The organism is Pseudoalteromonas sp. SWN166, from assembly GCF_015864485.1.
Classification (GTDB): Bacteria; Pseudomonadota; Gammaproteobacteria; order Enterobacterales; family Alteromonadaceae; genus Pseudoalteromonas.
In genome coordinates, this window is record NZ_JADYXB010000021.1 from 41,314 (window position 1) to 63,806 (window position 22,493).

Consider the following 22,493-nt stretch of genomic DNA (forward strand, 5'->3'; position numbering starts at 1 on the left):
TTTCCCCTTTATGTGCGTGATTTTAGGTAATAACACAACCTAACCATGCTTAATAACAGTATGGCAGCCATCAAGTTATGTGCCAGTGCAACTCCCAACGGAATGTGCCAATGTACTAAAATAACTCCCAAGCTAATTTGGCAAAGTAAGACTAGTAATACGCTCACAACGCAGTTTTTAATTTTTTGAGAGTAAGCTTTGCTGTATATTTTCCACATAATTAATGCCAGAACAATGCAAGTAACCAGTGCCCAAATACGATGTAATAAATGAATAGACATGCGTGCTTGCTGCGATAACACACCATACTCATAATTACTGTGCTCAAGCGGTAATTGAAATACGCTACTTAATGAAAACGGTTGTGCGTAATCACACAATGGTAAACCACTACAATGCGGAGCTGCGTAATTTGCAGCAAGCCAACCGCCAAGCGCTATTTGAATAACCAACACACTAAGCGCAATTAAACTCAAAACAAAATAACGCTTTGCGCCGCTATCTCCACCCATTATTGGCTTGGCAGTTAGTCGCAAATATAAAAGCGTTATAAGTGACAAAATACTAAAGCCACCCAATAAGTGGCCCATTACAATAAGCGGCTGCAGGTTCATGGTTACAGTCCACATACCAAGCGCTGCCTGAAACACCACAAGTAAGAGCAAAGCTAAAGGCAATTTAACTGGTGTAGTTGGATATTGGCGTTTTAAAAAAGCCAACACAAATAAACCTAAAATAAGTAACCCTAAAGCACCTGCAAAATAGCGATGAATCATTTCTTTCCACGCTTTTGCGGTTTCGAACATCATATCGGGGTAGCTTTGAGTTGCTAAGGCTATGTCGGCCTCATGCTTAGGAACCGTTAAAAAGCCATAACAGCCTGGCCAATCGGGGCATCCTAAACCTGCGTCACTTAAGCGGGTGTAAGCACCTAAAGCCACAACAATTAAAGCGAGTAATCCTGTTATTAATACTAAGTTTTTATAATTTTTATACATTAAACACTCCAACTTAAATAAGCTGATCAATTAGCTAGAACGAGAATAATTGAGTAGTTTTTTTAGATCTTTTAATAACCCTTTTTGCACTAAACGATTTTCTTGTGGCTCGACTTTAAAGGGATATTCAAGTACCACTAACCCCATATGATCAATTAAATACAAACTTGCAGGATTTAAACTCTGTTGCTCGGTAATAATTTTCCATGGTAGATTTTTATTGTCGGGGCTTCCCATTACAGCCATATCCACTTTTCCTTGGTTTTTACCGAGTGCCACATATAAGTTATTAAGTGCATTGAGCTGTTCGCTGCATGGGGTGTTACATTCGTTTGAATAATTAAGTGCGATAGTCCATTGTTTTGGATTATTTTGCGGCCAATTTTCAAATTTTATTTCTTGGCTTAAAAACTCGCCATTGTTAGTAATTGCAGTAGGTAACCAATCGAACTTTAATGCGCCATATGCCAAAACTAATGGGATAGCGCAGCAACCCACAAACAATAAAAGGGGATTATTTTTCATTAGGTGTCCTTTTTTTACTCGCAAAAATAGCTACAACAGCGCATGCAACAGCAATTAAAAACCATTGCACGGCGTAGGCATTATGCTTTTGAGGGCTCATAACAACGGCCTCATAATGAGGTGTTGCAATCTCATCACCAGTACCTTGTCTGTAAGCCATAAAATTAATTAGTGATTGCTGGCTTTGAGTGCTCAGCATATTCAAATCGATAGATTGGATTCTTGTAGGTAAGTCGTTATTTGTCGTTTTATCTTCAAGCGTAAAGCTACTTAAGTTATTTTCTTTTATTTGCGCTTTAAGAATAAAAATACCTGTAGGCAGAATAACCTTTGGCAGTGTATCTCTAGCTATAGGCGCTTTTACCCATCCTAAATTAACTAAAATCACTTTTTCTTCGCTGTCAGGCTTTAGTAAAGCAAGTAAGTCGTAACCTACTTGTCCGTTATAAACTTGATTATCTAAAAGCCAATATTGGTTTTGTACAAACCGCCCTTTTAACTCAACCAATACACCTGTTTTGTTCCAGCTATCAGGAAGGTTAAGTAATTGAGACCAGCTCATCACACCACGAGTCTGTTGCTTAGCAATAACGTTTAGTTGCTGCTGCTTTTGCTCACCCCGCTCCAGCTGCCAAAATCCTAATCGCACACACACAAGTACAACAACCACAACCATACAAAGTGTGATTATTGAGCTAAGCTTTTGTTTGTGCCATAAAACTAACTGCATAAGGTTCAACCCAGTGATTATTAAAATTATTATCGTACTGTTATTACTATTTATACTTTTTAACTTATTTAGAGCATTGTTTATTATGGTGTCAGGGAAAACTGGGGGACGACCTATGTCTCACTTTTTAGGTCGTCGCGTATTGTTTTCGGTCGTTGTTTTAATTTTTGTTATTGCAGCGCTTAAACTTGGTTTTATTACAGCGAATAGCTCGCCAATAAACGCTACAGCACATATACAAATATAAATAAACACAACCAAACAACATCAACAAAATGCCAATACCAAGCAGCTGCTTGAAAAGCAAAATGCTTATCTTTAGTAAAGTGCCCTTTTAATATCCGTAAAAATATTACAAATAAAAGTACGGTTCCTAGCGTTACATGCATGCCATGAAAACCAGTCAATAAAAAGAACGTATTACCGTAAACACCTGCATCAAGCGTTAGGTTGAGGTCATTATATGCATGTATGTATTCCTCAACTTGCAGCCCTAAAAAGCAAACACCTAATAAAATAGTGGCGCCCAAAAACACTTTAAGTGGCGTGCGCTTATTGTTTTCCATTGCTACATGAGCAAAATGTAAGGTAACTGAGGAGGTAAGCAGTATTAAGGTATTTATAAGCGGCAGACCTTGCCAACCCATTGCTTGGGTTGTATCACCGCTAGGAGTAGATACGAGAGGCCAAACAGCTTCAAACGTAGGCCAAAGTACTTCGTTGGTCATTGCATTATTACCCGCGCCACCTAACCATGGGACCGATAGGACTCGCGCATAAAATAATGCACCAAAAAAGGCCATAAAAAACATCACTTCAGAAAAAATAAACCAGCTCATCCCTTGCCTAAATGATCGATCCATTTGTGCTGAGTACAACCCTTGATCAGACTCGCTGATGACATTTTTAAACCAGCTATAAAGCATATACAAAAGTACAGCTATGCCAACGTACAGTAAATAAACGCCACTGCCGCCTTCTTTTCCTACGTTCATAACAGTTAATGCAGCGCCTACAGCAATAAAAAATAATGCTATAGCCCCTACAATAGGCCAAGGACTTTGCTCTGGTACGTAATAGTTTTCATATTTTTGATTCATGTTATTTACTCCTAGTTTTACACTAGAGATGCAGGCTAGTTATTACTCGCAACTAGCTGCTCACTAATATCAAATACGGTGTACGACAGCGTCAACTCTTCAATATCGCTTGGTAATGCGGTATCAACATAAAACAGTAATTTAAATTCAAGCTCTTCTCCTGCTTTTAGAGGTTGCTGATCAAAACAAAAACAGGCTATTTTGTGTAAATACTTAGCCGCTTTACCTGGAGATACAGACGGCACCGCTTGCATTACTTTGTCGAGGTCACTACTATTTTTAGCACTAAACATCACCTCACGCATGGCACCGGGTTTAACAGTAACGCTGTACTCTTTTGATTTAACTACAAACGGCGCACCAGCTTGTGCATGAGTTGTAAAACTCACGCCTATTTCGCGGTCTTGCACTATTTGCGTACTTCGCTCTGCTTGCTCAAGTGACGGTTTACCATTGAGCCCTGTTACGTCGCAAAACACGTCGTACAAAGGCACTAAGGCAAACGCAAAGGCAAACATACCTATACAAATAAGAACCAAGCGCTTAAGTAACGGTGCGTGTGTCATTACTTAATAACCGGCGGCGTAGAAAAAGTATGATATGGCGCTGGAGAGTCAACTTCCCACTCAAGGCCTTCTGCGCCATCCCATACTTTTGCAGGCACTTTATCGCCACCACGTGCACATTTAATTACTACAGCAACAAACAGTAGTTGCGATAAACCAAAGGCAAAACCGCCTATACTTATAATTGCGTTAAAGTCGGCAAATTGCAGGGCGTAATCGGGAATTCGACGCGGCATACCAGCAAGCCCTACAAAGTGCATAGGAAAAAACAGAACATTAACGCTCACCAGCGATAGCCAAAAATGCCATTTAGCTAACGTGATATTAAACATGTTGCCCGTCCACTTGGGCAGCCAATAATAAGCACCCGCCATTATCGAAAATACAGCCCCTGTAACTAAAACATAATGAAAATGTGCCACCACAAAGTAAGTATCGTGGTACTGAAAATCAGCAGGTGTAATTGCTAGCATCAACCCTGAAAAACCACCTATGGTAAACAACACAATAAACGCAATACTAAAAAGCATCGGCACTTCAAAGGTAATTGATCCTTTCCACATTGTGGCAACCCAGTTAAATACTTTTACCCCTGTGGGCACCGATATAAGCATGGTCGCGTACATAAAAAACAACTCGCCAGCAACCGGCATTCCAGTGGTAAACATATGGTGCGCCCATACAATAAAGCTAAGTAGCGCAATTGAGGATGTGGCGTACACCATTGAGGCATAACCAAAAAGTCTTTTACGAGAAAAAGTGGGCACTATGGTCGATATAATGCCAAAGGCAGGAAGAATCATTATGTATACTTCAGGGTGACCAAAAAACCAAAAAATATGCTGAAACATCACCGGGTCGCCGCCACCTGCAGCATCAAAAAAGCTGGTAGCAAAGTACTTATCGGTAAGCACCATAGTGACAGCCCCTGCAAGCACTGGCATTACCGCTATTAATAAAAAGGCAGTAATTAACCACGTCCATACAAATAAGGGCAACTTCATCCATGTCATGCCGGGGGCACGTAGGTTCACTATGGTTACAATCACATTGATTGCACCCATTATTGAGCTAATCCCCATAATATGTACGGCAAATACAAACATTGCAGTGTTATCGTTACTATAGGTTGTAGAGAGCGGTGCGTAAAAAGTCCAACCAAATGCAGGTCCCCCACCAGGCATAAATAACGATGCAAGTAAGATTAAAAATGCAAACGGTAAAATCCAAAAGCTCCAGTTATTCATTCTTGGTAATGCCATATCTGGCGCGCCAATCATTAAAGGGATCATCCAATTAGCAAGGCCTGTAAAGGCCGGCATAACCGCACCAAACACCATAATCAAGCCATGCACTGTGGTCATTTGATTAAAAAAGTGAGGATCGACCAACTGTAAACCAGGTTGAAATAATTCAGCCCTGATCACCATGGCCATTGCGCCGCCAATTAAAAACATGGTCAGCGAAAAAATTAAATATAAACTACCAATATCTTTATGGTTAGTTGTATAAAGCCAGCGTTTAAAGCCTTTTGCAGGATGATGAGCATGGTCAGCTTCATTGGCGTTAGGTTGTTCTACTATGCTACTCATTAGTTCGCCTCCACTTTGGCATCAATTGCTGCCTGTATTTGACTCGGCTGAATAACATCACCCGTATCGTTACCCCACGCATTACGTTTATAAGTAATAACAGCTGCTAATTGCTTTATAGATAACTGCTTGGCAAACGCTTGCATTGCCGTACCTGGTCGTCCATGGATAACTACATCAATGTGATCTTTTATATCGCCAAGCACTATCGGGCTGCCTTTAAGCGCAGGAAAAACACCCGGCAATCCCATGCCAGTAGGCTGATGACACGCCGCGCAGCTGGCCATATACACTTGCTCGCCTAAAGTCATTAACTCTTCTTTTGGGAGGGTTTTATCAAGTAATGCGGCATCTGCTAATGCTGCTTTTTGTTTCGCCTGCTTTGCATCGGCTAGCCATACTTTAAAGTCAGCTTCAGATTTAGCTTCAACCACTACGGGCATAAAGCCATGATCTTTACCGCAAAGCTCGGCACATTGACCTCGGTAAATACCTTCCTCGTTAATATTGGTCCATGTTTCGTTTATAAATCCCGGGTTAGCGTCTTTTTTCACAGCAAAATCAGGTACCCACCATGAGTGAATAACATCATCAGAGGTCATTAAAAAACGTACTTTTTGATTTATTGGCAGTACAAGAGGTTTATCAACCTCAAGTAAGTAGTTAGGATTTTTATCTGCAAGATTCGCTATTTCGTCTTGAGGGGTGGATAAAATAGAATAAAATGCGACGTCTTCGCCCATATATTCATAGTGCCATTTCCATTGCGAACCTGTGATTTTAATAGTGAGATCAGCTTTGCTGGCATCTTCCATTGCAATTAGGGTTTTAGTGGCTGGTACTGCCATAGCAATTAAAATAACGAATGGAATAGCTGTCCAAAGTATTTCTACTTTAGTGCTTTCGTGAAATTGGGCAGGTATAGCCCCTTTAGATTTACGGTGATGAATAAGTGCCCAAAACATAATTGCGAACACTATCACCCCAATCACACAACATATTATAAATATGGTCATGTGCAGCTGATATACATTATTGCTTATATCGGTTACGCCTTTGCGCATATTGTATTGGCTATTAGCCAAAACTGGGTGCGAAAAAACACATAATATAAGCCACAAGGTAGAGGTCAGTTTACCCATGTGACGGCTCCTTTGATGCTATTGCGAGTGCAAAGCGAAGAGGCATACGGCTTAAACGCCAATTCGTTATTTTTATTATTTAACCAATCTTGTTTTTTTGACTGGTATCGCTGCCCCAACAAAGAGTTTGTATATTGTGTGTTCTCAAAACTGAAAAGCTGTGAGTTATTGTTAGTTCAGCACACTAATGATTAGCTAAAAAATGAGCAACAAGCAAGCTTTAGTATAAAAAACAACCGAGTAATATTTAAAAATCAATCAAGTATCTGCAAGCATATCGACTATTTAACATTCAAAAAGCGAGCAAAACAAAGGGGTGTAACACATAAGGAAGGAGAAAAGCATGAGTGAAAAAAGTTTACAGTCTAAATAATCAGTTAGCTGTTTTTCGCATAATTAAAAACAGAAAATGCGTACTAATTAGTACGCATTTATAAAACTGCTTGTTTAAAAGCTATTTTTAAAGTCACATCCAATCAGCGTTTCTTATAACGCCAACGGCTAAGCCTTCAATATTAAAAGACTCATTCTCAAGATCTACTTCAATAGATTCAAAATCGTCGTTTTCAGCATGAAGTAATACTTTACGACCCGCTTTCTCAAGACGTTTTACAGTTACGTCTTCATCTACGCGGGCAACAACAACTTGCCCGTTTTCAGCGGTTTGAGTACGATGCACAGCAAGTAAATCGCCATCCATAATACCAATATCCTTCATGCTCATACCGTTAACGCGTAGTAAAAAATCGGCGGCTGGTTTAAACATTAAAGGATCGATTTTACAGTGACTTTCAACGTGCTCTTGCGCCAAAATAGGTGAACCAGCAGCAACACGCCCTATAAGTGGTAAACCTAATTGTTCAGGCTCTTCTTCTTCAATTAATTGAATACCACGGCTTGCACCTGGTTTCATTTTAATTGCGCCTTTTTTAGCAAGTGCTTTTAAATGTTCTTCAGCAGCATTGGCACTTTTAAAACCTAGTGTTTGCGCTATTTCAGCACGTGTAGGAGGCATACCAGTGTCTTTAATAAAAACTTTAATTAGTTCGAGTATTTGAGCTTGGCGGTTCGTTAATGGTCGCATACAACTGGTTTTCCATACAGTACATTTAACTGTGAGTATATACAGTTAAATAAAAATCGCAAATTTAAATTATGTCTTAAAATAGCCAAAGTAATTTCACTTGTGTACATTTTAGGGATATAACTAAAGCTAAGTTTATAAATGATTAAAAAGGCAAAGGAGTCGTTATGAGTATTTGGTATCAACCTATTACTTTAGAGTTTTGCAAACAGCTAGATGAAGGTATAAATGGTCAAGGTACGCTGATGAAAACTATGGGGATAGAAATCACAGAAATTGGTGATGATTACTTAGTTGCAACTATGCCTGCCATACCTGAGCATCATAACCCAATGGGAATGGTTCACGGTGGTGCTAATGTTGTACTTGCCGAAACAGTAGCGAGTTATGCTGCTAACTTTGTTGTCGATTTCACAAAATTTTACTGTGTAGGGCAGGAAATTAGCGCAAGCCATTTAAAAGCATCTCGCAACGGTACTTTAACTGCCACGGCAAGAGCATTTCATATTGGCAAACGTAGTTCAGTATGGGAAATAAAAATTACAAATAGCCGCAATGAGCTGTGCTGCGTATCAAAAATGACCGCAGCAGTCGTAGAGCGAAGATAGTTACTTTTCGATTGGGTAAATTGTAATTTCCATACCCGCACCAATCGCAGATATACGTAATAATGTATCTGCATCTAAGGCTTGGTTAAAGCACTTAGGAGATGTGCCTGATTCAAAGCCAATATCAAACGTTCTACGTGAACAACCTAACCATTGCTTTAGCGCGTTACGCGAACACGATTCAATAAGCTCACATATATGGTTTATTGCTTTATCAGGTGTGCTAACCTCACCTGTAGCTTCAATACGCGCTAATTGACGGTATTCGTCTTTGTCATAATGTAAAATCGTAGCGACTTTCTTCAAATCTGCCACTAGCAAACTAATATCTTGCTTTGATTCAAGCTCAAGATCTACATTTAAAAATTGAATTTCCGACATTGTTTCGTATTTATCCTCTAATAATTTCATTGCAAACTTTAACGCAGTTTTACTGTTATACCAAATCAACTACGCTCAATTAACCACTTTATATGGATATTTAGCTGCTTTTAAGGATTTATCAGCACTTAAAACTCGTTTACTATCAAAAAAATCCGCTTAGTTAAACAAATAAATCATGTTAGTTACTTAAATGTAATCTCTTTAATTTCTAAATGATTACAGTAAGCTATAGTTTAAACTGCGACAAAATGCCGCAGTAACTTATTCCATGAGTGTAATATACTAACCACTAAAAATAATAAGACTATAAAAATGAATAAAAAAACATTTAAACATGCGCGCAAGTTTCATAAATGGTTAGGTTATTTATTAGCACTACAAATTTTAGCATGGTTGCTAGGTGGCTTAGTTATGAGCGCAATTCCACTTGATAAAGTACACGGCAAACATCTAGCAACAAAAGCCCTTAGTAAGTCATTTACACAAGCCGATTATCCAACATCACTTGATAATATTACGTCGCAAGTCGCTAACCCAACACAAATATTATTTGAAGCTTTTTTAACTACACCAATTATTACCGTTATTAGTAATACCGAACAGCAAAGCTTTAATGCCCTTACAGGAAGGCCTTTTGAGGCACCTACAAAAATACAAATTACTACTAATGCTAAAGCCCACTTGCTTATTGACGCTCAAGTAATAAGTACAACCTTACTAAAAAAGGGCACCAGAGAAGTAGGATATAAAACCAATGTTTGGCAGGTACAATTTGACGACTTGTTGAGTACAACACTTTACTTAGCTGCAAGTAACGGAAAAGTAGTGACTATTCGCAGCACACTATGGCGAATATTCGACTTTTTTTGGATGTTACATATTATGGATTACGATGAGCGAGAGGATTTTAATAATCCACTGCTTATTAGTTTTGCAGCAACCAGTGTACTTTTTTGCCTAAGCGGGATATTACTACTTATAAAAAATATACGACTAAAGCGATTAATCTCAATTAAAAGTAAGAACAAATCAAAATAGTCACATTAATTTTTAGGAGCTAGCGCACTCTCATTAAAGAGTGTGCAAACGCTAAACACTGATATTAGAATGATTTTATTCCAAGTGGTTAAATCGACTCAAATGTCGTTTTAACATTTCGTTTTCTAAAATCAACTCATCACGCTCATTCAGCAATTGTAAAATTAACGCTATTGCCGACCAATCTAACGAGAAGTCATGCTGAATACGGGCCGCTTTTTTGACTAAGGTTACTGCAGATACCGTAAATTTCCATTCTGCAACATGCTCTCCCTCAATAGGCACAGCAATACTATGTTCAACTAGCTCATATAAAATTGCTTCGTTAATATCACTACTCAAACATAGCTCTGTACTGGTAAGTAAATCTTCTTTTTGTGTCACAATAATTTGCATTATGGTTTACTCCAGTCGCTGCGGGGATCAAAGTGAGCTTTTTCGGCTAATTCTTCCCAAAGCTTTTTACTGGTTTCATCAATAGATGTTGGATTAACAATTTTAAGTACAGCAAATAAGTCACCTTTGCCTTTTTTACTAATTAATCCCTTACCTTTAATACGCAAACGTTGACCAGACTGGCTATTAGGCGGAATCGTTAGTTGAATTTTTCCTGTTAATGTCGGCAAATTAATTTTTGTGCCAAGAGCCGCTTCCCATGCTGCAAGAGGGACGACTATATTTAAATTATGACCTTCAACATCAAATAGTGGGTGAGGCACTAAACTAATGTGTAAGTACAAATCGCCATTTTGTCCATTCGCAGACCCTAATCCACCTTGCCCTTTTAGTCGAATTCGCTCGCCATTTACTGAACCTGCTGGAATTTTCACTTTAAGTGATTTTTTAATTTCAGAGACACGGCCACTGCTATCTCGCTGCGGTAACATAAACTCAACAGGCTTAACGGTATCAACTAAAGTTTCTTCAAGAAAAATTGGGAACTCTATTTCCACATCTTGTCCTTTTTGCGCGCGAGCAGCGTTACTTCTGCTCTGCCCTGAACGATCAAACCCACCGCCTCCGCCAAACATTGAATTAATAAAGTCAGAAAATTCTTGATCGGTTTGAGGATCACTTTGCTGGTAATTACCTTGTGTAGAACCAGCGCTACCGCGATAATTTGTTTGCTGCTGATGAGCACGATTTTGTTGATGGCGACGTAGCTCGTCGTATTTTTTACGTTCATCTTTATTATGGATGACTTCGTAAGCTTCTGCTATTTCTTTAAATTTATCTTCTGCTTGAGGCTCTTTGCTTACATCTGGGTGATATTTTCTGGCTAACTTTTTATAAGCTACTTTAACCGCTTTATCGTCTGCATCAGGGGATATCCCAAGTACTGAATAATAATCAACAAATTTCATTTGCAATCCAAATCCCCATATTGAGTAAGCTTTAAGCATACTCCTTAACTTATAATCTTGTGTAGCTAAAGTACAATAAATAGTAAGAAATAAATGAATAGTAAAATAACTTTGAAGAAAAAATTAATTAGACACTTTTTAGTAATATTCCTAGTAATATAAGTGCAGGCCTTAAGTTAACTTTATCTTTTATCTTCAGGGCTTTAAACTAGGCATTCCTGTAGTTCACATTTGTGATGGATATGACTCGATTTATTCTGGCCTTATTGGCTTGTTGTGTGTGCGTTTCGGTATCGGCCGAACAATTCACCCGCTTTTCAACCGCTAAAAGACATCTAATTAAAACCCTACCTGACAACGCTAAAAGCATTTACTGCGGCTGTGATATTAAAAAAGAAGGTAAAAAACTAACTCCCGATCCGACTAACTGTGGTTACATTCCTCGAAACACCCTTACCCGCTCAGGCAAAGTAAATGTGCGAGCTCTACGTATTGAATGGGAACACATTGTTCCGGCCTGGGAATTTGGTCACCAGTTACAATGTTGGCAAGATGGTGGGCGTAAAAACTGCCGTAAAGTAAGTGCTAAATTTAGAAAAATGGAAGCTGATATAAATAACTTAGCGCCTGCTATCGGGGAAATTAATGCCGATCGCTCTAATTATCGCTTTGGCATGCTTAGCGAAAACGCAACACAATATGGCCGCTGCGAAGTAAAAGTAAACTTTAAGCAACGTGTAGTAGAACCGCCTGTTTATGCACGAAAACGTATAGCTGATACCTACGCTTACATGCAAAAAACATACGGTTTAAAAATATCAGATAAACAGCAAAAATTATTTAACGCTTGGAAAAAGCAAGCATTTGCAGATACAAGTAGTGCGAGCAAGCTCTAGGCTTTAACACTCATTTACATAAATCAAAGTTATAAATGTTGAATAAACGAGCGAGTGTTGTAATATTTTAAACAACTTATTTACAAAAAAGCCCTTAACTATGTTTAAAAATAATAAAATCTCGCTTGTCATTTTTGCAGCACTTTCGGGCTTTGCTCTAACAGGTTGTGGCGGCGGTGGCGGTATCGACGCTGCTCCGGTAGTTACAACACCTGTTAGTAGCAGTCCAACATGGACTGCAGGTGTATTTGAGCCGTCAGACGATTTAAAAAACTTTTGCGAAACACCCCGCACAGGTAACGATCCCTTTAACAACAACGACCCTTACCCAGATAAAGTAGGTTCCGCCCTTTACGAAAAACTTTGGCTTCGCTCTTGGAGCGATGAAACCTATCTTTGGTATGATGAAATTGCCGATAACGACCCTGAAAGCTTTGCTACAGTCGCCGACTACTTCGCTCAATTAAAAACAGAGCAGCTTACCGACTCAGGTGCAAAAAAAGATAACTTTCATTTTTCAGAGCCTTCTGAGGATTACTTTCAAGAAGCACAATCGGGCGTTACTTCTGGTTACGGAATAAATTGGGCGTTTATTGGCGATACAGCCGATCGTATTTTACGCGTTGCTTATCTTGAAGATGATTCTCCAGCTAGCAATAAAGGCTTTCAGCGCGGTGATACCGTACTTTCAGTTGACGGCGTTAGCATCAACACCAATACAGAGTCGGGTGTAGACACACTTAACGAAGGTTTATTTAGCCCAACTAACGGCGACTCACATACGATTGTTGTACGCAGTAACGACGGAACTGAGAAAACATTTAATGTAACCGCTGGCAATATTGAGCAAACACCTGTTCAAAACGTTAAAACAATTACAACCGCAAATGGCTCAAGCGTGGGTTACATGCAATTTAATAGCCATATAAGTATTGCCCAAGAAGGGCTTATTGATGCGGTAAATAAGTTTAAAACCGATGGTATTGATGAGCTTGTAATAGACTTTAGATATAACGGCGGCGGTTTATTAGCGCTATCGGCGCAATTGGCTTATATGGTTGCCGGTAATGCTAACGTGAACAACCGCTTTTATTATCAAACCCAACAAAACGATAAACAGCCCGTTGATTCGCCTTTCCCATTTATTGATGAAGAAATAGATTACTCTACTTTTTTTAGTACTGGAGAAAGCCTACCCGATTTGAACCTATCGAAGGTTTATGTATTAAGCACATCAGGTACCTGTTCGGCATCAGAAGCTTTTATCAATGGTTTAAAAGGTATAGACGCAGAAGTTATTTTAATTGGCGACACAACCTGCGGTAAGCCGTATGGCTTTACCCCAACTCATAACTGCGCAACAACTTATTACACTATTCAATTTAGTGGTGTAAATAGTAAAGGATTTGGTGAATACGCTGCAGGTTTTACACCAACCTCTACGCCACAGTTTGATGCCGATGTGCAAGGCTGTGAGATTGAGGACGACTTTGATCATCAATTAGGCGATAGTAACGAAGCTGTTTTAGCCACTGCATTATTTCATGTCGAAAATGGCAGTTGTCCAATTAGAACGGCTACTGTAGCAAAAACAGAGCCAGCAAACTTTTCAAGCTCTCGTGAATCAATCGCTCCTTTAAACGTACCTTCGCAATTTACACAGCGCAATATGGACTTAACGTGGCCAACACTGAGTGAGGAAAGGTAATGGCTAAATTATTACTCCCATTAGCTACATTACTCACTTTAGGCGGATGCCAAGGTGTAAAAGATACCAGTATAAATAGTGAGCCAGCTAAACCCGCTATATTAACGAGTGTTAACCCTAGCGTTGTTGCAACACTACAACAGGCAATTCAACAAGCTAAGGGAGGCGCATTAGTAACGCTTGCCGATTCGGTATTTACTAAGCGCAGTGAGTTGCTAATAGATCACGCAATGAGTAAAGGGCCTGATGGCAGAGTAATTATGGGGGCGCATAATATAAAATCTGAGAAGTTTATTTTGCAACTACGTAATAACCAATGCGAACTTTACTATCCTAAAAAAGAGCTTACTACAGTACTTGAAGGTATTACCTGTAAAGAGCTATAGGGCACTTTAAAGTTTATAAAAAGGCGCGCAGCATATCGCTGCACGCCTTTTTCTATTTTAAAGCGTTATTACAAGTCTTGATGCGGACCAAACACTTCATAATGAATCTGCTCGTTTTTAACACCTAGCTCAAGTAACTGGTTTTTTATAAATGCCATAAAACCGGCAGGACCACATAAGTAAAAGTCGCCATTACTCAATGGTAGCTGTGCTTGTACTGCATTTAGGTTCATTAACCCAGTAAAGTCAGCGCCTTCTGTCGCTTGGTTAAACCACGTCATTGTTTGTAAACGGTTATAAACTGTACTTAACTCATTTAAATATTTTGAAAACGAATGCTGCTGAGTATTTTCGCAGGCATGTAAATACATAACCTCTTGATTATAATTATCACTTAATAGCGTTTCAAGCATAGCTAGCATGGGTGTTTGCCCAACACCAGCTGAAATGAGTACCGCTGGGTTTGTATTATTACGTAAAAAGAAATCCCCTGCCGGTGGGTATAACTCAACAATAGTGCCTTGCTCTAATGAGTGTAAATGATTAGACACCATGCCAGGCTTTGGTTGTAGCTCTTTTTTAACACTAATACGGTAGTTTTTACCGTTACTTTTTTGCGAAATAGAATACTGGCGAATTTCTTCATATTCAGCGCCCTCTGGCTTAACTTTAATACCTAAATACTGCCCTGGCTTATGTGTAATAACAGCTTCGCCATCAACGGGTGTAAGTGTAAAGCTTGTTACTAATTCTGATTCAACTTGCTTGTTGGTTATTTCAAACTGGCGAGTGCCCACCCAACCACCGTGTTTATTTTTACTGTGCTCATACAAAGCAGCTTCTTCGGTAATACAAATATCGGCAAGTACGCCGTAAGCTTCGCGCCATGCGTACTCAACATCGGGAGTAAATTGATCAGGAATAAGCTCTTTTAGCGTACCAATTAAATGCGCACCTACAATAGGGTAATGCTCAGGTAAAATATTCAAGCTGGTATGTTTATGGTTAATACGTGCCAGCGCTTCTTTTAATACGGCTAAATTATCAATATTTTGTGCATACGCAGCTAATGCATTAAAAAGTGCAAATTGCTGACGACCTGTATCTTGATTCGCCATATTAAAAATATTTTTAAGCTCAGGATTATGGCTAAATAAACGCTTATAAAAATGATCGGTAACAACCGTACCCGCCTCTGCTAATAACGGAACGGTACTTTTAACAATCTCAATGGTTTTGTCAGATAACATATGTTTTTTCCTATGGATGAACTAACCACGACGCCCATCAACACGACGCCGCGTTAATATAGGTGTGCAGTGAATTAAAAATAATAAAAAAGCCACTAACCACAGCAAAGCACTTATTTGCCAAGCAAGGTGAGGCCCAATAATAAATGGGAGTAATGAACGGGTAATAGCGGCCACAAGCAAAAACGCAAAAGCAACGGCCATGTAATGAGGAATGGTAAGTGTACGCCCTGTATGACCATGCGATACACGCGTCATCATTGCTAAAATCATCATACCTATTGTGCCAATAGTGATAAGGTGCAGCGCATCTTTAAACTGTATTGCACTACTATAAAAGCTAAATGCAACCATCATTAAACCCACACCTAACGTAAGGTACGAAAAATGCAAAGACCATAACAAAGGTACTCTCAATACCTTGCTGTCCCACCAAAAACCAGCCCTAATTAAGTGAAGTGCAGCAACAATTGCAATAACTAACGCAGGATTAATAATGTTCAAAAATAACTTATTAATAAAAAATACAGTGATAGCCACAATAGATAAATACATCACCGCTTTATCTATTTTAGGAGTACGTACTTGCTTGTTTAAACCAAGACCTTTAGCGGTAAAAAATGGTAAAACACGGCCCGCAACAATGCCAACTAGTAAAGTAATTACCAGCACTGCAGTATCAACTACAGCAAGTGCAAGCTGCATGTTTTGCTTTATAACGAGTATTAAATACAGTGCATTGAGCGTACATAGCACAGCTAAAATAGCTAAAAATGGATAGTTACTTTTACTACTCGCTTTTAATAACATATTCGCCAGCACTGCTATAGCGCCTAGCCACCAAATAACTTGTAACGTAAGTACGCCATATAAATTAAAATGAGCAATATCGGGCAATATCACAAAAAAGGCTAAGCGCGCTGCAAGCCATATAAACGTAAGCCACATAAGGGCTTTGCCACTTATGCTCGGTACGCCAGTCCAAGTTTGTGCTGCGGTAAGCAAAAAGCCAACAGCTACAACTCCTGCAAAGCCAAACAGCATTTCGTGTGCATGCCATAACGTAGCCGGCATTGATAAATGCCAACTGGCATAGCCTGTTAAAATAAGTAGCCAATACCCCACTGACAAAAATGCCAATAAGCCACCGCCTAAAAAGAAAGGTCTAAAAGCTAGCATCCATAACGGCCATTGAGATACTTGATGAATAGCAACGCGTGCTGCCATTGGTTCAGTTAAGTTTATAGGGCGCATTATCGTACCTCCTGCCCTAAGCCATGTTGTGCAATACAGCGCAGTACGTAACTTACTTTTAAAATAGCAGCAATAACAATAGTGCCAATATGAGCTGATACTTGCACCGCCATAGAAAAGTATTCAGCAAACGTGTAACTAATTAAAATACTTGCCGTAATACACACTAAACTCAGAGCCAATGCAGTATTGGCAGCAATTAATACTGTTTCGTATAGTGAACTAAACTGTATTTGACTATTTAAATTATTCAGCATTAGTGTGTTCATGGCGATCTCTGTAACTAACTACGTTACTTAGCTATTACACATACTGTGCCAACAAATTTAATCGATTTAGTTCAATAACTTAAGAGAAATCACTTTACAACATGAGTCTTTATGACCTACTATAAATCAATTCATAAAAACACGTATGGGTCATTTTGACATGAATCAGCAATTCAACCTCACGCAAGTCGCTTTAGAGCTCGCACAAAGTACATTACACGAGCATAGCTTTGAGCAATTATTGGCAACGGTTGAACGGGTTATTCCAAGTGATGCAAGTGCGTTATTAGTACTTCAGGGTGAACAATTAAAACCACTGGCAATTAAAGGGTTAATGCCCGACAGTCTTGGCAGGCGATTTAAAATAGTAGAGCACCCCCGCCTAGAAGCTATTTGCAAAAGCACACTCGCGCTACAATTTGCACACGACTGCCCGCTCCCCGATCCCTATGATGGACTGCTATTGGCCAAAACCGGCGATATTCCGGTGCATGCGTGTTTAGGGTTACCTCTTTATGATAAAAACGCGCTACTGGGCGTACTCACATTTGATAGCCTAAATGCTAATGCATTTAATAATATTAGCGCTGATACACTCAACACATTACAAACCCTGTGTAGTGCGCACTTTAAAACGGCCTTAGAGCTTGCCCATTACAAACAGCATGCACAGCAATCAAGTGCATTAATGCAAGAGCTAAATCGCGAAGCATTAACACGGGACGGTGGCGAAATTATTGGTCAAAGTCCGCTAATGCAAACGCTCAAAAACGAAATTAAACTTGTTGCAGCATCTAACTTTAGCGTACTTATTTTAGGAGAAACAGGAGTAGGGAAAGAGCTGGTAGCGCGTAATATTCACTTAAATTCAGCTCGAAAAGATCAACCGCTTATTCACTTAAATTGTGCTTCACTTCCTGAGAACCTTGCCGAAAGTGAGTTTTTTGGTCATGCAAAAGGCGCTTTTACTGGCGCACAAAATGCACGCCAAGGTAAATTTCAGTTAGCTGATGGTGGCACGTTATTTTTAGATGAAATAGGCGAACTGCCTCTTGCCATGCAAAGCAAACTATTACGAGTGCTGCAAAGTGGCGAAATACAAACGGTAGGTGAAGATACGTCAAAATACGTAGATGTGCGCGTCGTTGCCGCAACCAATAGAGATTTAAAAGAAGAAGTAGCCAAAGGCCGCTTTAGAGCCGATTTATACCATCGCCTCAGTGTCTACCCTATTACTGTGCCACCACTTAGTAAACGCGAGCACGACATAACACTCTTAGCTGGTTATTTTATTGAGCAAACAGCCCGTAAATTAGGGATAAAACAATTAAAATTAAGCCCTGAAGCGCAAGTATTGCTTAATCAGTACAACTGGCCAGGTAACGTTCGCGAGCTTGAACATGTCATTAGCCGCAGCGCCCTAAAAGCAAAACAAAGCCAATGGCAAAATCCAATAATAACCATTACAAGTGAGCACTGTGATTTAACACCTAGTGCGCCGCAAAACTCTTTAGTAGCAAGCCAAAGTACAACCAACACCTTAATCAACCAACCTTTAAAGCAAGCTGTAGAATCGCTGCAAAACAACGTAATTACCGAGCAATTAAAACAGCATAATTATAATTGGGCAGCAGCAGCAAGAGTACTTGAATTAGATAGAGCTAACCTAGTACGCTTGGCTAAACGCTTAGGGATTGAAATTAAAAAAACACTATAATCATTTAAAACACAGCTAGAATGCTGCTAAAACTATTGATTAGCAGCTAACTTACTAAAATGTGTTTTTAACAACCCTGCAAAATCTTGTACTTTAGCAGTGCGATGCACTAAGTGATGCGTGACTAACCATACATCGGTAGGCCAACTTAATTCACTGTGTAAAATAGGCACAAGATCAGTATATTGCGCTGCTACATCATGTTGTAACCCACCAATACCTAACCCTTTAATTATTGCGCGAGTCGCTTCTGCGGTTTCAGACACTCGCAGCTTTATTTGCGATGCTGGAATATGCTCATCAGCCCACGCAAAATAAGGTACGCGTGCATTAAAACCCGCTACACCCGATACAAAATTATGTTGCTGTAAATCACTTAACGATTTAGGCATTCCATATTTATTGATGTAACGCTTATTAGCATACAAGCCAGACGAAAGCTGCGCCAAATGCTGAGCAATATAATCGCCCTCATCAGGTCTTGGGCCTGCACGCACTGCAATATGCGCTTGTCCGTGATCAAGTCTTAACCTTTTTTGTTCTAAAATAACTTCTAACTGCACTTGCGGATGTAGCGCCTGAAATTGCTCACAAACATCACCAAGTACATCCATAAAACCACTTACCGTCGTTAGTAATAAACTCCCTCTAAGGGTTCTGTCGGCTGCTACTATATCGTTATGTAACTGCTCTAAGGAGCTATGAATAGTTTGCGCCGTTGCAAATAACTTGGTGCCAATTTCAGTAACCTTGTAACCACGGGCATGGCGATGAAAAAGCCGTGCATTTAAGTTTTTTTCAAGATTATTAATTCGTCTAAGCACTGTGCTGTGGTGCACATTAAGCTCTTCTGCGGCCGCCGTTAACGTACCTAAACGCGCCACTTCAAACGCTACTTTAACGTCTTGCCAATCTTCAAATTTAATCGCCATGCTAATTACCTTTTACTTATGTGCATTTACGCACATAAGTGTTGCGTTAATTGGGGTTTTCTACAAGCAAAATTTTGCTACATTAGAGCTGTAAACTTAAACACTTAAAGGTCTCTAACATGTCAGCACCAAAAATTATCGCCCTAGCAGGAAGTCTTCGTCAAGAAAGCTTTAATCAAAAAATTATTAATGAAGCAGCGCGTTTTGCTCTACAAACAGGTGCTGAAGTAGAAGTAATAAAACTAAACGAATTGAATATTCCATTATTTAACGAAGATATAGAAGCGCAAGGTACACCAAGCGATGTACAGCTTTTAAAAGATAAACTACGTGCAGCTGATGGTATTTTACTAGCAAGTCCTGAGTACAACGGTTCCATTACCGCTGCACTTAAAAATGCTATTGATTGGTCCTCACGTACAGAGCAAAGTGCGGTTCCAGCTTTTCGCAATAAAGTAGTCGCTTTATTTTCAGCATCCCCAGGCGGGCTTGGCGGGTTACGCGGTTTAAATCACGTGCGCGATATACTAAGTGGTATTGGGTCGTTAGTACTTGCAGATCAACTTGCAATACCCGCTGTACACACGTTACTTGATGAAAATGGCCAAATTAATGAACCTGTTACAGCTGAAAAAGTATCAGCCCTTGCTCATCAGTTAGTAAGCGTTGCAAGTAAATTAAAATAATTCAGTACGCCTTACCAAATAACTAATTACTTTGTCGCCGCTATTTTTGCGGCGATAAAGTCTGTATGCGTTACATATAAAAGCCCAGCTACTTTACGTATTACATAGTCTTCTTGGGGATCTATTTCGCCATCAGCATAGGCCAAGCGCCATAGTAGCTCTATTATTTCAATGCGCTGAACTGCACTACAATGCTCATTAATTTGTTTTGAAAACTGAAAGTAGTCAATAGCGCCATCTAAACTACTTGCTGCGTTAGTTGTTAGCTCTTCAACTTCTGAATCTGTTAAATTAAAGTATTTTTTTAAGGTTACAGTCAGGGTTTGTTGTTCATTATGGTCAAGCTTAGTATCAGCACGCATAACCTCTATAAGCAATGCCGCAACTGCTGTTTTTAAATCATGCTGCTCTATACTGGGTTCCTGATCATCGAATACAGCAAAAAGCTGCTTTATTTGTTTGAACATCACATTATCCCTTTTTGGGTGTTAGACTAAAGATAAATAAATCGAACTTGTATGAGTAGTTAATGGGTATTAAGTTCGCAAATTAAAGGATACATTTTTATGAAAGGATTAAATACACCACGCTTAGTTATTGGCAGCGCATTGGTGGCCCTTTCGAGCGTCGGCACTGTATTTGCCGAAACTGTCGAAAAAGAAAAATCATACGACTTTGATAATAAAGTACATTACTACCAAACTAAAATTGGTGAAGACAACTATAAAATAGAAATACAGTCAGACGATTACAAGCACTTCGCTAATCAAAGTATGTTTTTACTGCGCCATGCAGATAGGTTATGTCGTGGCAGAACCTTTATGTTAAAGGTCCTAGAAGGCGTGCAAGAATACGAACGCTTTCCAACTAAACCACGAGCCTACCAACCAGCCTTAAATGTTTTACTGCAATGTGAAGCACCCGAGAAAAAAGAAAAATAAACTTATTTTTCATAGCCCCATGGCGCTACCGGTAAAGTAATTGGTTTAGTTAAATCAAAATCCACCTTAAATTCACGCCCTTGGCGAATTAATCGATAAGTAAATAATTCTGAGTAAATATACATTTGCCATGTATTACCTACAGATTGAGCGATCCCTTGTGCAACAAATAACTCTTTAGAGTATTGATCGGCAGGAAACGACTGCATTTGTGCAAATCCTGCATCCAATGTGTGGCCACCATACATAGTGGATGCATCATCAGTACCATCCTCATGGCGATGATCATGCTTTAAGCTCAAGCCACTCCCTGTTTTAGTTATGATCCACGTACGTGATGCATCATCCCCTACATGAAACGGCACTTGTAACTCTGTGTCGGTACATTTACGTACATGCATAACCAGTTTTTTATCTGCAAATGAACTTGGCCCCTTCGCATTATCTACCATTACTTTACCTTCAAACGCTTTTCCGCAATGCGCTGCAACACTATTAAAAAAGGCATCATGAGTAGGAATAGACACTAACGGTGCAGGGCGTGAAAAAGCTGTCGATGAAGCAAGTATTAGAGTTACTGCAGTTAATAATTTCATATGTTTCTCGTTATAGTTATTTTAAAACACCTGTAATAGTACAGCTTTCTTATACCAATTCCATTAAGTATGTGATCTGAATTTTACGCCGAAAAAACAATTCAGTTCTAGGCGTAAATTGATGTAAATGGTCTTCCCTTTACGAAATTGACAACAAAGAAATGGGTTGTTTTAGCAAGTAAAATAGATCAGCTATTTATTGGAATTGGTATTAAGTACTTTATTAGAGGTATCTCGACTCAATTTAAGATGTAATTACATAGAATGCTTAATTGATAACTAAATAGATCATAATAACTCACACATTACTCTCCTGCAGATGTAAAAAAGCCCGAATCTTTAGATTCGGGCTCTCTAGAATGTGAAGTCGGTGCGCTACGCAGTAGGGTGTCATAGTGCCCACAGCGGAAGAGAGTCATACCAATTCCATTAAGCATGTGATCTAAATTTTACGCCGAAAAAATAATTCAGTTCTAGGCGTAAATTGATGTAAATGGTGTTCCCTTTGCGAAATTTATAACAAAGAAATGGGTTGTTTTAGCAAGTAAAATAGATCAGCTATTTATTGGAATTGGTATTATTAATCACTCAAATTCACATTCCTGTAGACGTAAAAAAGCCCGAATCGTTAGATTCGGGCTTTCTACAATTTGAAGCCTGGTAATGTCCTACTTTCACATAGCAAATGCTACACTATCATCGGCGCTGTTTCGTTTCACTACTGAGT

Annotated in this window: 26 protein-coding genes; 9 read left to right on the forward strand and 17 right to left on the reverse strand. The window is 39.3% G+C overall.

What is annotated here, in order from left to right:
- Nucleotides 1–8 precede the first annotated feature (8 nt).
- From I6F49_RS13305 to I6F49_RS13315, 3 genes are read right to left on the reverse strand one after another with little or no spacing between them, the layout of a single operon-like run.
- Complete coding sequence (locus I6F49_RS13305; protein WP_197180901.1) at nt 9–998, reverse strand: COX15/CtaA family protein; 990 nt, start codon at nt 996–998, stop codon at nt 9–11.
- Between the two features lie 30 nt (nt 999–1,028).
- Nucleotides 1,029–1,523 carry a transmembrane cytochrome oxidase associated protein gene (locus I6F49_RS13310; protein WP_197180903.1) on the reverse strand — a complete coding sequence of 165 codons (495 nt, stop codon included), beginning with the start codon at nt 1,521–1,523 and terminating at the stop codon, nt 1,029–1,031.
- The gene (locus I6F49_RS13315; RefSeq protein WP_197180905.1) at nt 1,513–2,253 is read right to left on the reverse strand and encodes an SURF1 family protein; all 741 of its coding nucleotides are present in this window, start codon (nt 2,251–2,253) and stop codon (nt 1,513–1,515) included. The genes I6F49_RS13310 and I6F49_RS13315 overlap by 11 nt, the downstream gene beginning before the upstream one ends.
- A 13-nt stretch (nt 2,254–2,266) precedes the next feature.
- On the opposite strand from I6F49_RS13315, the gene I6F49_RS13320 reads away from it, so the two are divergent.
- Nucleotides 2,267–2,500 carry a DUF2909 family protein gene (locus I6F49_RS13320; RefSeq protein WP_197180907.1) on the forward strand — a complete coding sequence of 78 codons (234 nt, stop codon included), beginning with the start codon at nt 2,267–2,269 and terminating at the stop codon, nt 2,498–2,500.
- Here I6F49_RS13320 and I6F49_RS13325 read toward each other — a convergent pair.
- The 5 genes from I6F49_RS13325 to lexA all read right to left on the reverse strand — a co-directional run bounded on the left by I6F49_RS13325 (nt 2,478) and on the right by lexA (nt 7,737).
- Nucleotides 2,478–3,353 carry a cytochrome c oxidase subunit 3 gene (locus I6F49_RS13325; protein WP_166420586.1) on the reverse strand — a complete coding sequence of 292 codons (876 nt, stop codon included), beginning with the start codon at nt 3,351–3,353 and terminating at the stop codon, nt 2,478–2,480. The genes I6F49_RS13320 and I6F49_RS13325 overlap by 23 nt on opposite strands.
- 35 nt (nt 3,354–3,388) lie before the next feature.
- The gene (locus tag I6F49_RS13330) at nt 3,389–3,919 is read right to left on the reverse strand and encodes a cytochrome c oxidase assembly protein (protein ID WP_197180909.1); all 531 of its coding nucleotides are present in this window, start codon (nt 3,917–3,919) and stop codon (nt 3,389–3,391) included.
- Nucleotides 3,919–5,511, reverse strand: a complete 1,593-nt coding sequence (gene ctaD, locus I6F49_RS13335) for a cytochrome c oxidase subunit I (protein WP_197180911.1) — start codon at nt 5,509–5,511, stop codon at nt 3,919–3,921. Before ctaD ends, I6F49_RS13330 begins: the two co-directional genes overlap by 1 nt.
- Nucleotides 5,511–6,653 carry a cytochrome c oxidase subunit II gene (coxB, locus tag I6F49_RS13340; protein ID WP_197180913.1) on the reverse strand — a complete coding sequence of 381 codons (1,143 nt, stop codon included), beginning with the start codon at nt 6,651–6,653 and terminating at the stop codon, nt 5,511–5,513. The genes ctaD and coxB overlap by 1 nt, the downstream gene beginning before the upstream one ends.
- A 466-nt stretch (nt 6,654–7,119) precedes the next feature.
- Complete coding sequence (gene lexA, locus I6F49_RS13345; protein WP_166420582.1) at nt 7,120–7,737, reverse strand: transcriptional repressor LexA; 618 nt, start codon at nt 7,735–7,737, stop codon at nt 7,120–7,122.
- 167 nt (nt 7,738–7,904) lie between these two features.
- On the opposite strand from lexA, the gene I6F49_RS13350 reads away from it, so the two are divergent.
- The gene (locus I6F49_RS13350; protein ID WP_024599638.1) at nt 7,905–8,345 is read left to right on the forward strand and encodes a PaaI family thioesterase; all 441 of its coding nucleotides are present in this window, start codon (nt 7,905–7,907) and stop codon (nt 8,343–8,345) included.
- Here I6F49_RS13350 and I6F49_RS13355 read toward each other — a convergent pair whose 3' ends face one another.
- Nucleotides 8,346–8,726 carry a hypothetical protein gene (locus tag I6F49_RS13355; protein WP_197180941.1) on the reverse strand — a complete coding sequence of 127 codons (381 nt, stop codon included), beginning with the start codon at nt 8,724–8,726 and terminating at the stop codon, nt 8,346–8,348.
- A 315-nt stretch (nt 8,727–9,041) separates the two neighbouring features.
- On the opposite strand from I6F49_RS13355, the gene I6F49_RS13360 reads away from it, so the two are divergent.
- Nucleotides 9,042–9,767 (forward strand): hypothetical protein, encoded by a 726-nt coding sequence (locus I6F49_RS13360; RefSeq protein ID WP_197180915.1) that lies wholly within the window; start codon nt 9,042–9,044, stop codon nt 9,765–9,767.
- A gap of 75 nt (nt 9,768–9,842) precedes the next feature.
- On the opposite strand, the gene I6F49_RS13365 is transcribed toward I6F49_RS13360, so the two are convergent.
- Nucleotides 9,843–10,163 (reverse strand): chaperone modulator CbpM, encoded by a 321-nt coding sequence (locus I6F49_RS13365; RefSeq protein ID WP_197180917.1) that lies wholly within the window; start codon nt 10,161–10,163, stop codon nt 9,843–9,845.
- A complete protein-coding gene (locus I6F49_RS13370; RefSeq protein WP_197180919.1) occupies nt 10,163–11,131 on the reverse strand; it encodes a DnaJ C-terminal domain-containing protein in 969 nt (322 codons plus the stop codon). The genes I6F49_RS13365 and I6F49_RS13370 overlap by 1 nt, the downstream gene beginning before the upstream one ends.
- Before the next feature lie 242 nt (nt 11,132–11,373).
- Between I6F49_RS13370 and I6F49_RS13375 the strand changes: the two genes are divergently transcribed.
- The 3 genes from I6F49_RS13375 to I6F49_RS13385 all read left to right on the forward strand — a co-directional run bounded on the left by I6F49_RS13375 (nt 11,374) and on the right by I6F49_RS13385 (nt 14,121).
- Complete coding sequence (locus I6F49_RS13375; protein ID WP_149594727.1) at nt 11,374–12,027, forward strand: endonuclease; 654 nt, start codon at nt 11,374–11,376, stop codon at nt 12,025–12,027.
- 100 nt (nt 12,028–12,127) lie between these two features.
- Nucleotides 12,128–13,735 carry a S41 family peptidase gene (locus tag I6F49_RS13380; RefSeq protein ID WP_197180921.1) on the forward strand — a complete coding sequence of 536 codons (1,608 nt, stop codon included), beginning with the start codon at nt 12,128–12,130 and terminating at the stop codon, nt 13,733–13,735.
- Nucleotides 13,735–14,121, forward strand: a complete 387-nt coding sequence (locus tag I6F49_RS13385) for a hypothetical protein (RefSeq protein ID WP_197180923.1) — start codon at nt 13,735–13,737, stop codon at nt 14,119–14,121. Before I6F49_RS13380 ends, I6F49_RS13385 begins: the two co-directional genes overlap by 1 nt.
- Nucleotides 14,122–14,189: 68 nt before the next feature.
- Here the strand turns inward: I6F49_RS13385 and hmpA are convergent, their stop codons facing one another.
- From hmpA to I6F49_RS13400, 3 genes are read right to left on the reverse strand one after another with little or no spacing between them, the layout of a single operon-like run.
- Nucleotides 14,190–15,371, reverse strand: coding sequence for an NO-inducible flavohemoprotein (hmpA, locus tag I6F49_RS13390; protein ID WP_197180925.1), 1,182 nt, complete (start codon nt 15,369–15,371; stop codon nt 14,190–14,192).
- A 21-nt stretch (nt 15,372–15,392) separates the two neighbouring features.
- A complete protein-coding gene (locus I6F49_RS13395; protein ID WP_166420573.1) occupies nt 15,393–16,625 on the reverse strand; it encodes an NnrS family protein in 1,233 nt (410 codons plus the stop codon).
- A complete protein-coding gene (locus I6F49_RS13400; RefSeq protein ID WP_166420572.1) occupies nt 16,625–16,894 on the reverse strand; it encodes a hypothetical protein in 270 nt (89 codons plus the stop codon). The genes I6F49_RS13395 and I6F49_RS13400 overlap by 1 nt, the downstream gene beginning before the upstream one ends.
- Before the next feature lie 160 nt (nt 16,895–17,054).
- Between I6F49_RS13400 and norR the strand changes: the two genes are divergently transcribed.
- Nucleotides 17,055–18,611 carry a nitric oxide reductase transcriptional regulator NorR gene (gene norR, locus I6F49_RS13405; protein ID WP_197180927.1) on the forward strand — a complete coding sequence of 519 codons (1,557 nt, stop codon included), beginning with the start codon at nt 17,055–17,057 and terminating at the stop codon, nt 18,609–18,611.
- A 32-nt stretch (nt 18,612–18,643) separates the two neighbouring features.
- On the opposite strand, the gene I6F49_RS13410 is transcribed toward norR, so the two are convergent.
- On the reverse strand, nt 18,644–19,543 hold the full coding sequence (locus tag I6F49_RS13410; protein ID WP_197180929.1) for a LysR family transcriptional regulator: 900 nt from the start codon (nt 19,541–19,543) through the stop codon (nt 18,644–18,646).
- 119 nt (nt 19,544–19,662) lie between these two features.
- Here I6F49_RS13410 and I6F49_RS13415 point away from each other — a divergent pair, with 119 nt between their 5' ends.
- Nucleotides 19,663–20,229: an NADPH-dependent FMN reductase gene (locus I6F49_RS13415; RefSeq protein WP_197180931.1), complete on the forward strand. Its 567-nt coding sequence runs from the start codon at nt 19,663–19,665 to the stop codon at nt 20,227–20,229.
- 26 nt (nt 20,230–20,255) lie between these two features.
- Here the strand turns inward: I6F49_RS13415 and I6F49_RS13420 are convergent, their stop codons facing one another.
- Entirely contained in the window at nt 20,256–20,696 is a 441-nt protein-coding gene (locus I6F49_RS13420) for a tellurite resistance TerB family protein (protein WP_197180933.1), read from the reverse strand.
- Nucleotides 20,697–20,795: 99 nt separating this feature from the next.
- Here I6F49_RS13420 and I6F49_RS13425 point away from each other — a divergent pair, with 99 nt between their 5' ends.
- Nucleotides 20,796–21,170 carry a hypothetical protein gene (locus tag I6F49_RS13425; protein WP_197180935.1) on the forward strand — a complete coding sequence of 125 codons (375 nt, stop codon included), beginning with the start codon at nt 20,796–20,798 and terminating at the stop codon, nt 21,168–21,170.
- Nucleotides 21,171–21,172: 2 nt separating this feature from the next.
- On the opposite strand, the gene I6F49_RS13430 is transcribed toward I6F49_RS13425, so the two are convergent.
- Entirely contained in the window at nt 21,173–21,766 is a 594-nt protein-coding gene (locus tag I6F49_RS13430; protein WP_197180937.1) for a hypothetical protein, read from the reverse strand.
- Nucleotides 21,767–22,493 lie beyond the last annotated feature (727 nt).

What these genes read in the sequence shown, in the direction of transcription:
- I6F49_RS13305 (WP_197180901.1), bottom strand. Translation starts at nt 998, where the DNA reads ATGTATAAAAATTATAAAAACTTAGTATTAATAACAGGATTACTCGCT.
- I6F49_RS13310 (WP_197180903.1), bottom strand. Translation starts at nt 1,523, where the DNA reads ATGAAAAATAATCCCCTTTTATTGTTTGTGGGTTGCTGCGCTATCCCA.
- I6F49_RS13315 (WP_197180905.1), bottom strand. Translation starts at nt 2,253, where the DNA reads ATGCAGTTAGTTTTATGGCACAAACAAAAGCTTAGCTCAATAATCACA.
- I6F49_RS13325 (WP_166420586.1), bottom strand. Translation starts at nt 3,353, where the DNA reads ATGAATCAAAAATATGAAAACTATTACGTACCAGAGCAAAGTCCTTGG.
- I6F49_RS13330 (WP_197180909.1), bottom strand. Translation starts at nt 3,919, where the DNA reads ATGACACACGCACCGTTACTTAAGCGCTTGGTTCTTATTTGTATAGGT.
- ctaD (WP_197180911.1), bottom strand. Translation starts at nt 5,511, where the DNA reads ATGAGTAGCATAGTAGAACAACCTAACGCCAATGAAGCTGACCATGCT.
- coxB (WP_197180913.1), bottom strand. Translation starts at nt 6,653, where the DNA reads ATGGGTAAACTGACCTCTACCTTGTGGCTTATATTATGTGTTTTTTCG.
- lexA (WP_166420582.1), bottom strand. Translation starts at nt 7,737, where the DNA reads ATGCGACCATTAACGAACCGCCAAGCTCAAATACTCGAACTAATTAAA.
- I6F49_RS13350 (WP_024599638.1), top strand. Translation starts at nt 7,905, where the DNA reads ATGAGTATTTGGTATCAACCTATTACTTTAGAGTTTTGCAAACAGCTA.
- I6F49_RS13355 (WP_197180941.1), bottom strand. Translation starts at nt 8,726, where the DNA reads ATGTCGGAAATTCAATTTTTAAATGTAGATCTTGAGCTTGAATCAAAG.
- I6F49_RS13360 (WP_197180915.1), top strand. Translation starts at nt 9,042, where the DNA reads ATGAATAAAAAAACATTTAAACATGCGCGCAAGTTTCATAAATGGTTA.
- I6F49_RS13365 (WP_197180917.1), bottom strand. Translation starts at nt 10,163, where the DNA reads ATGCAAATTATTGTGACACAAAAAGAAGATTTACTTACCAGTACAGAG.
- I6F49_RS13370 (WP_197180919.1), bottom strand. Translation starts at nt 11,131, where the DNA reads ATGAAATTTGTTGATTATTATTCAGTACTTGGGATATCCCCTGATGCA.
- I6F49_RS13375 (WP_149594727.1), top strand. Translation starts at nt 11,374, where the DNA reads ATGACTCGATTTATTCTGGCCTTATTGGCTTGTTGTGTGTGCGTTTCG.
- I6F49_RS13380 (WP_197180921.1), top strand. Translation starts at nt 12,128, where the DNA reads ATGTTTAAAAATAATAAAATCTCGCTTGTCATTTTTGCAGCACTTTCG.
- I6F49_RS13385 (WP_197180923.1), top strand. Translation starts at nt 13,735, where the DNA reads ATGGCTAAATTATTACTCCCATTAGCTACATTACTCACTTTAGGCGGA.
- hmpA (WP_197180925.1), bottom strand. Translation starts at nt 15,371, where the DNA reads ATGTTATCTGACAAAACCATTGAGATTGTTAAAAGTACCGTTCCGTTA.
- I6F49_RS13395 (WP_166420573.1), bottom strand. Translation starts at nt 16,625, where the DNA reads ATGCGCCCTATAAACTTAACTGAACCAATGGCAGCACGCGTTGCTATT.
- I6F49_RS13400 (WP_166420572.1), bottom strand. Translation starts at nt 16,894, where the DNA reads ATGAACACACTAATGCTGAATAATTTAAATAGTCAAATACAGTTTAGT.
- norR (WP_197180927.1), top strand. Translation starts at nt 17,055, where the DNA reads ATGAATCAGCAATTCAACCTCACGCAAGTCGCTTTAGAGCTCGCACAA.
- I6F49_RS13410 (WP_197180929.1), bottom strand. Translation starts at nt 19,543, where the DNA reads ATGGCGATTAAATTTGAAGATTGGCAAGACGTTAAAGTAGCGTTTGAA.
- I6F49_RS13415 (WP_197180931.1), top strand. Translation starts at nt 19,663, where the DNA reads ATGTCAGCACCAAAAATTATCGCCCTAGCAGGAAGTCTTCGTCAAGAA.
- I6F49_RS13420 (WP_197180933.1), bottom strand. Translation starts at nt 20,696, where the DNA reads ATGTTCAAACAAATAAAGCAGCTTTTTGCTGTATTCGATGATCAGGAA.
- I6F49_RS13425 (WP_197180935.1), top strand. Translation starts at nt 20,796, where the DNA reads ATGAAAGGATTAAATACACCACGCTTAGTTATTGGCAGCGCATTGGTG.
- I6F49_RS13430 (WP_197180937.1), bottom strand. Translation starts at nt 21,766, where the DNA reads ATGAAATTATTAACTGCAGTAACTCTAATACTTGCTTCATCGACAGCT.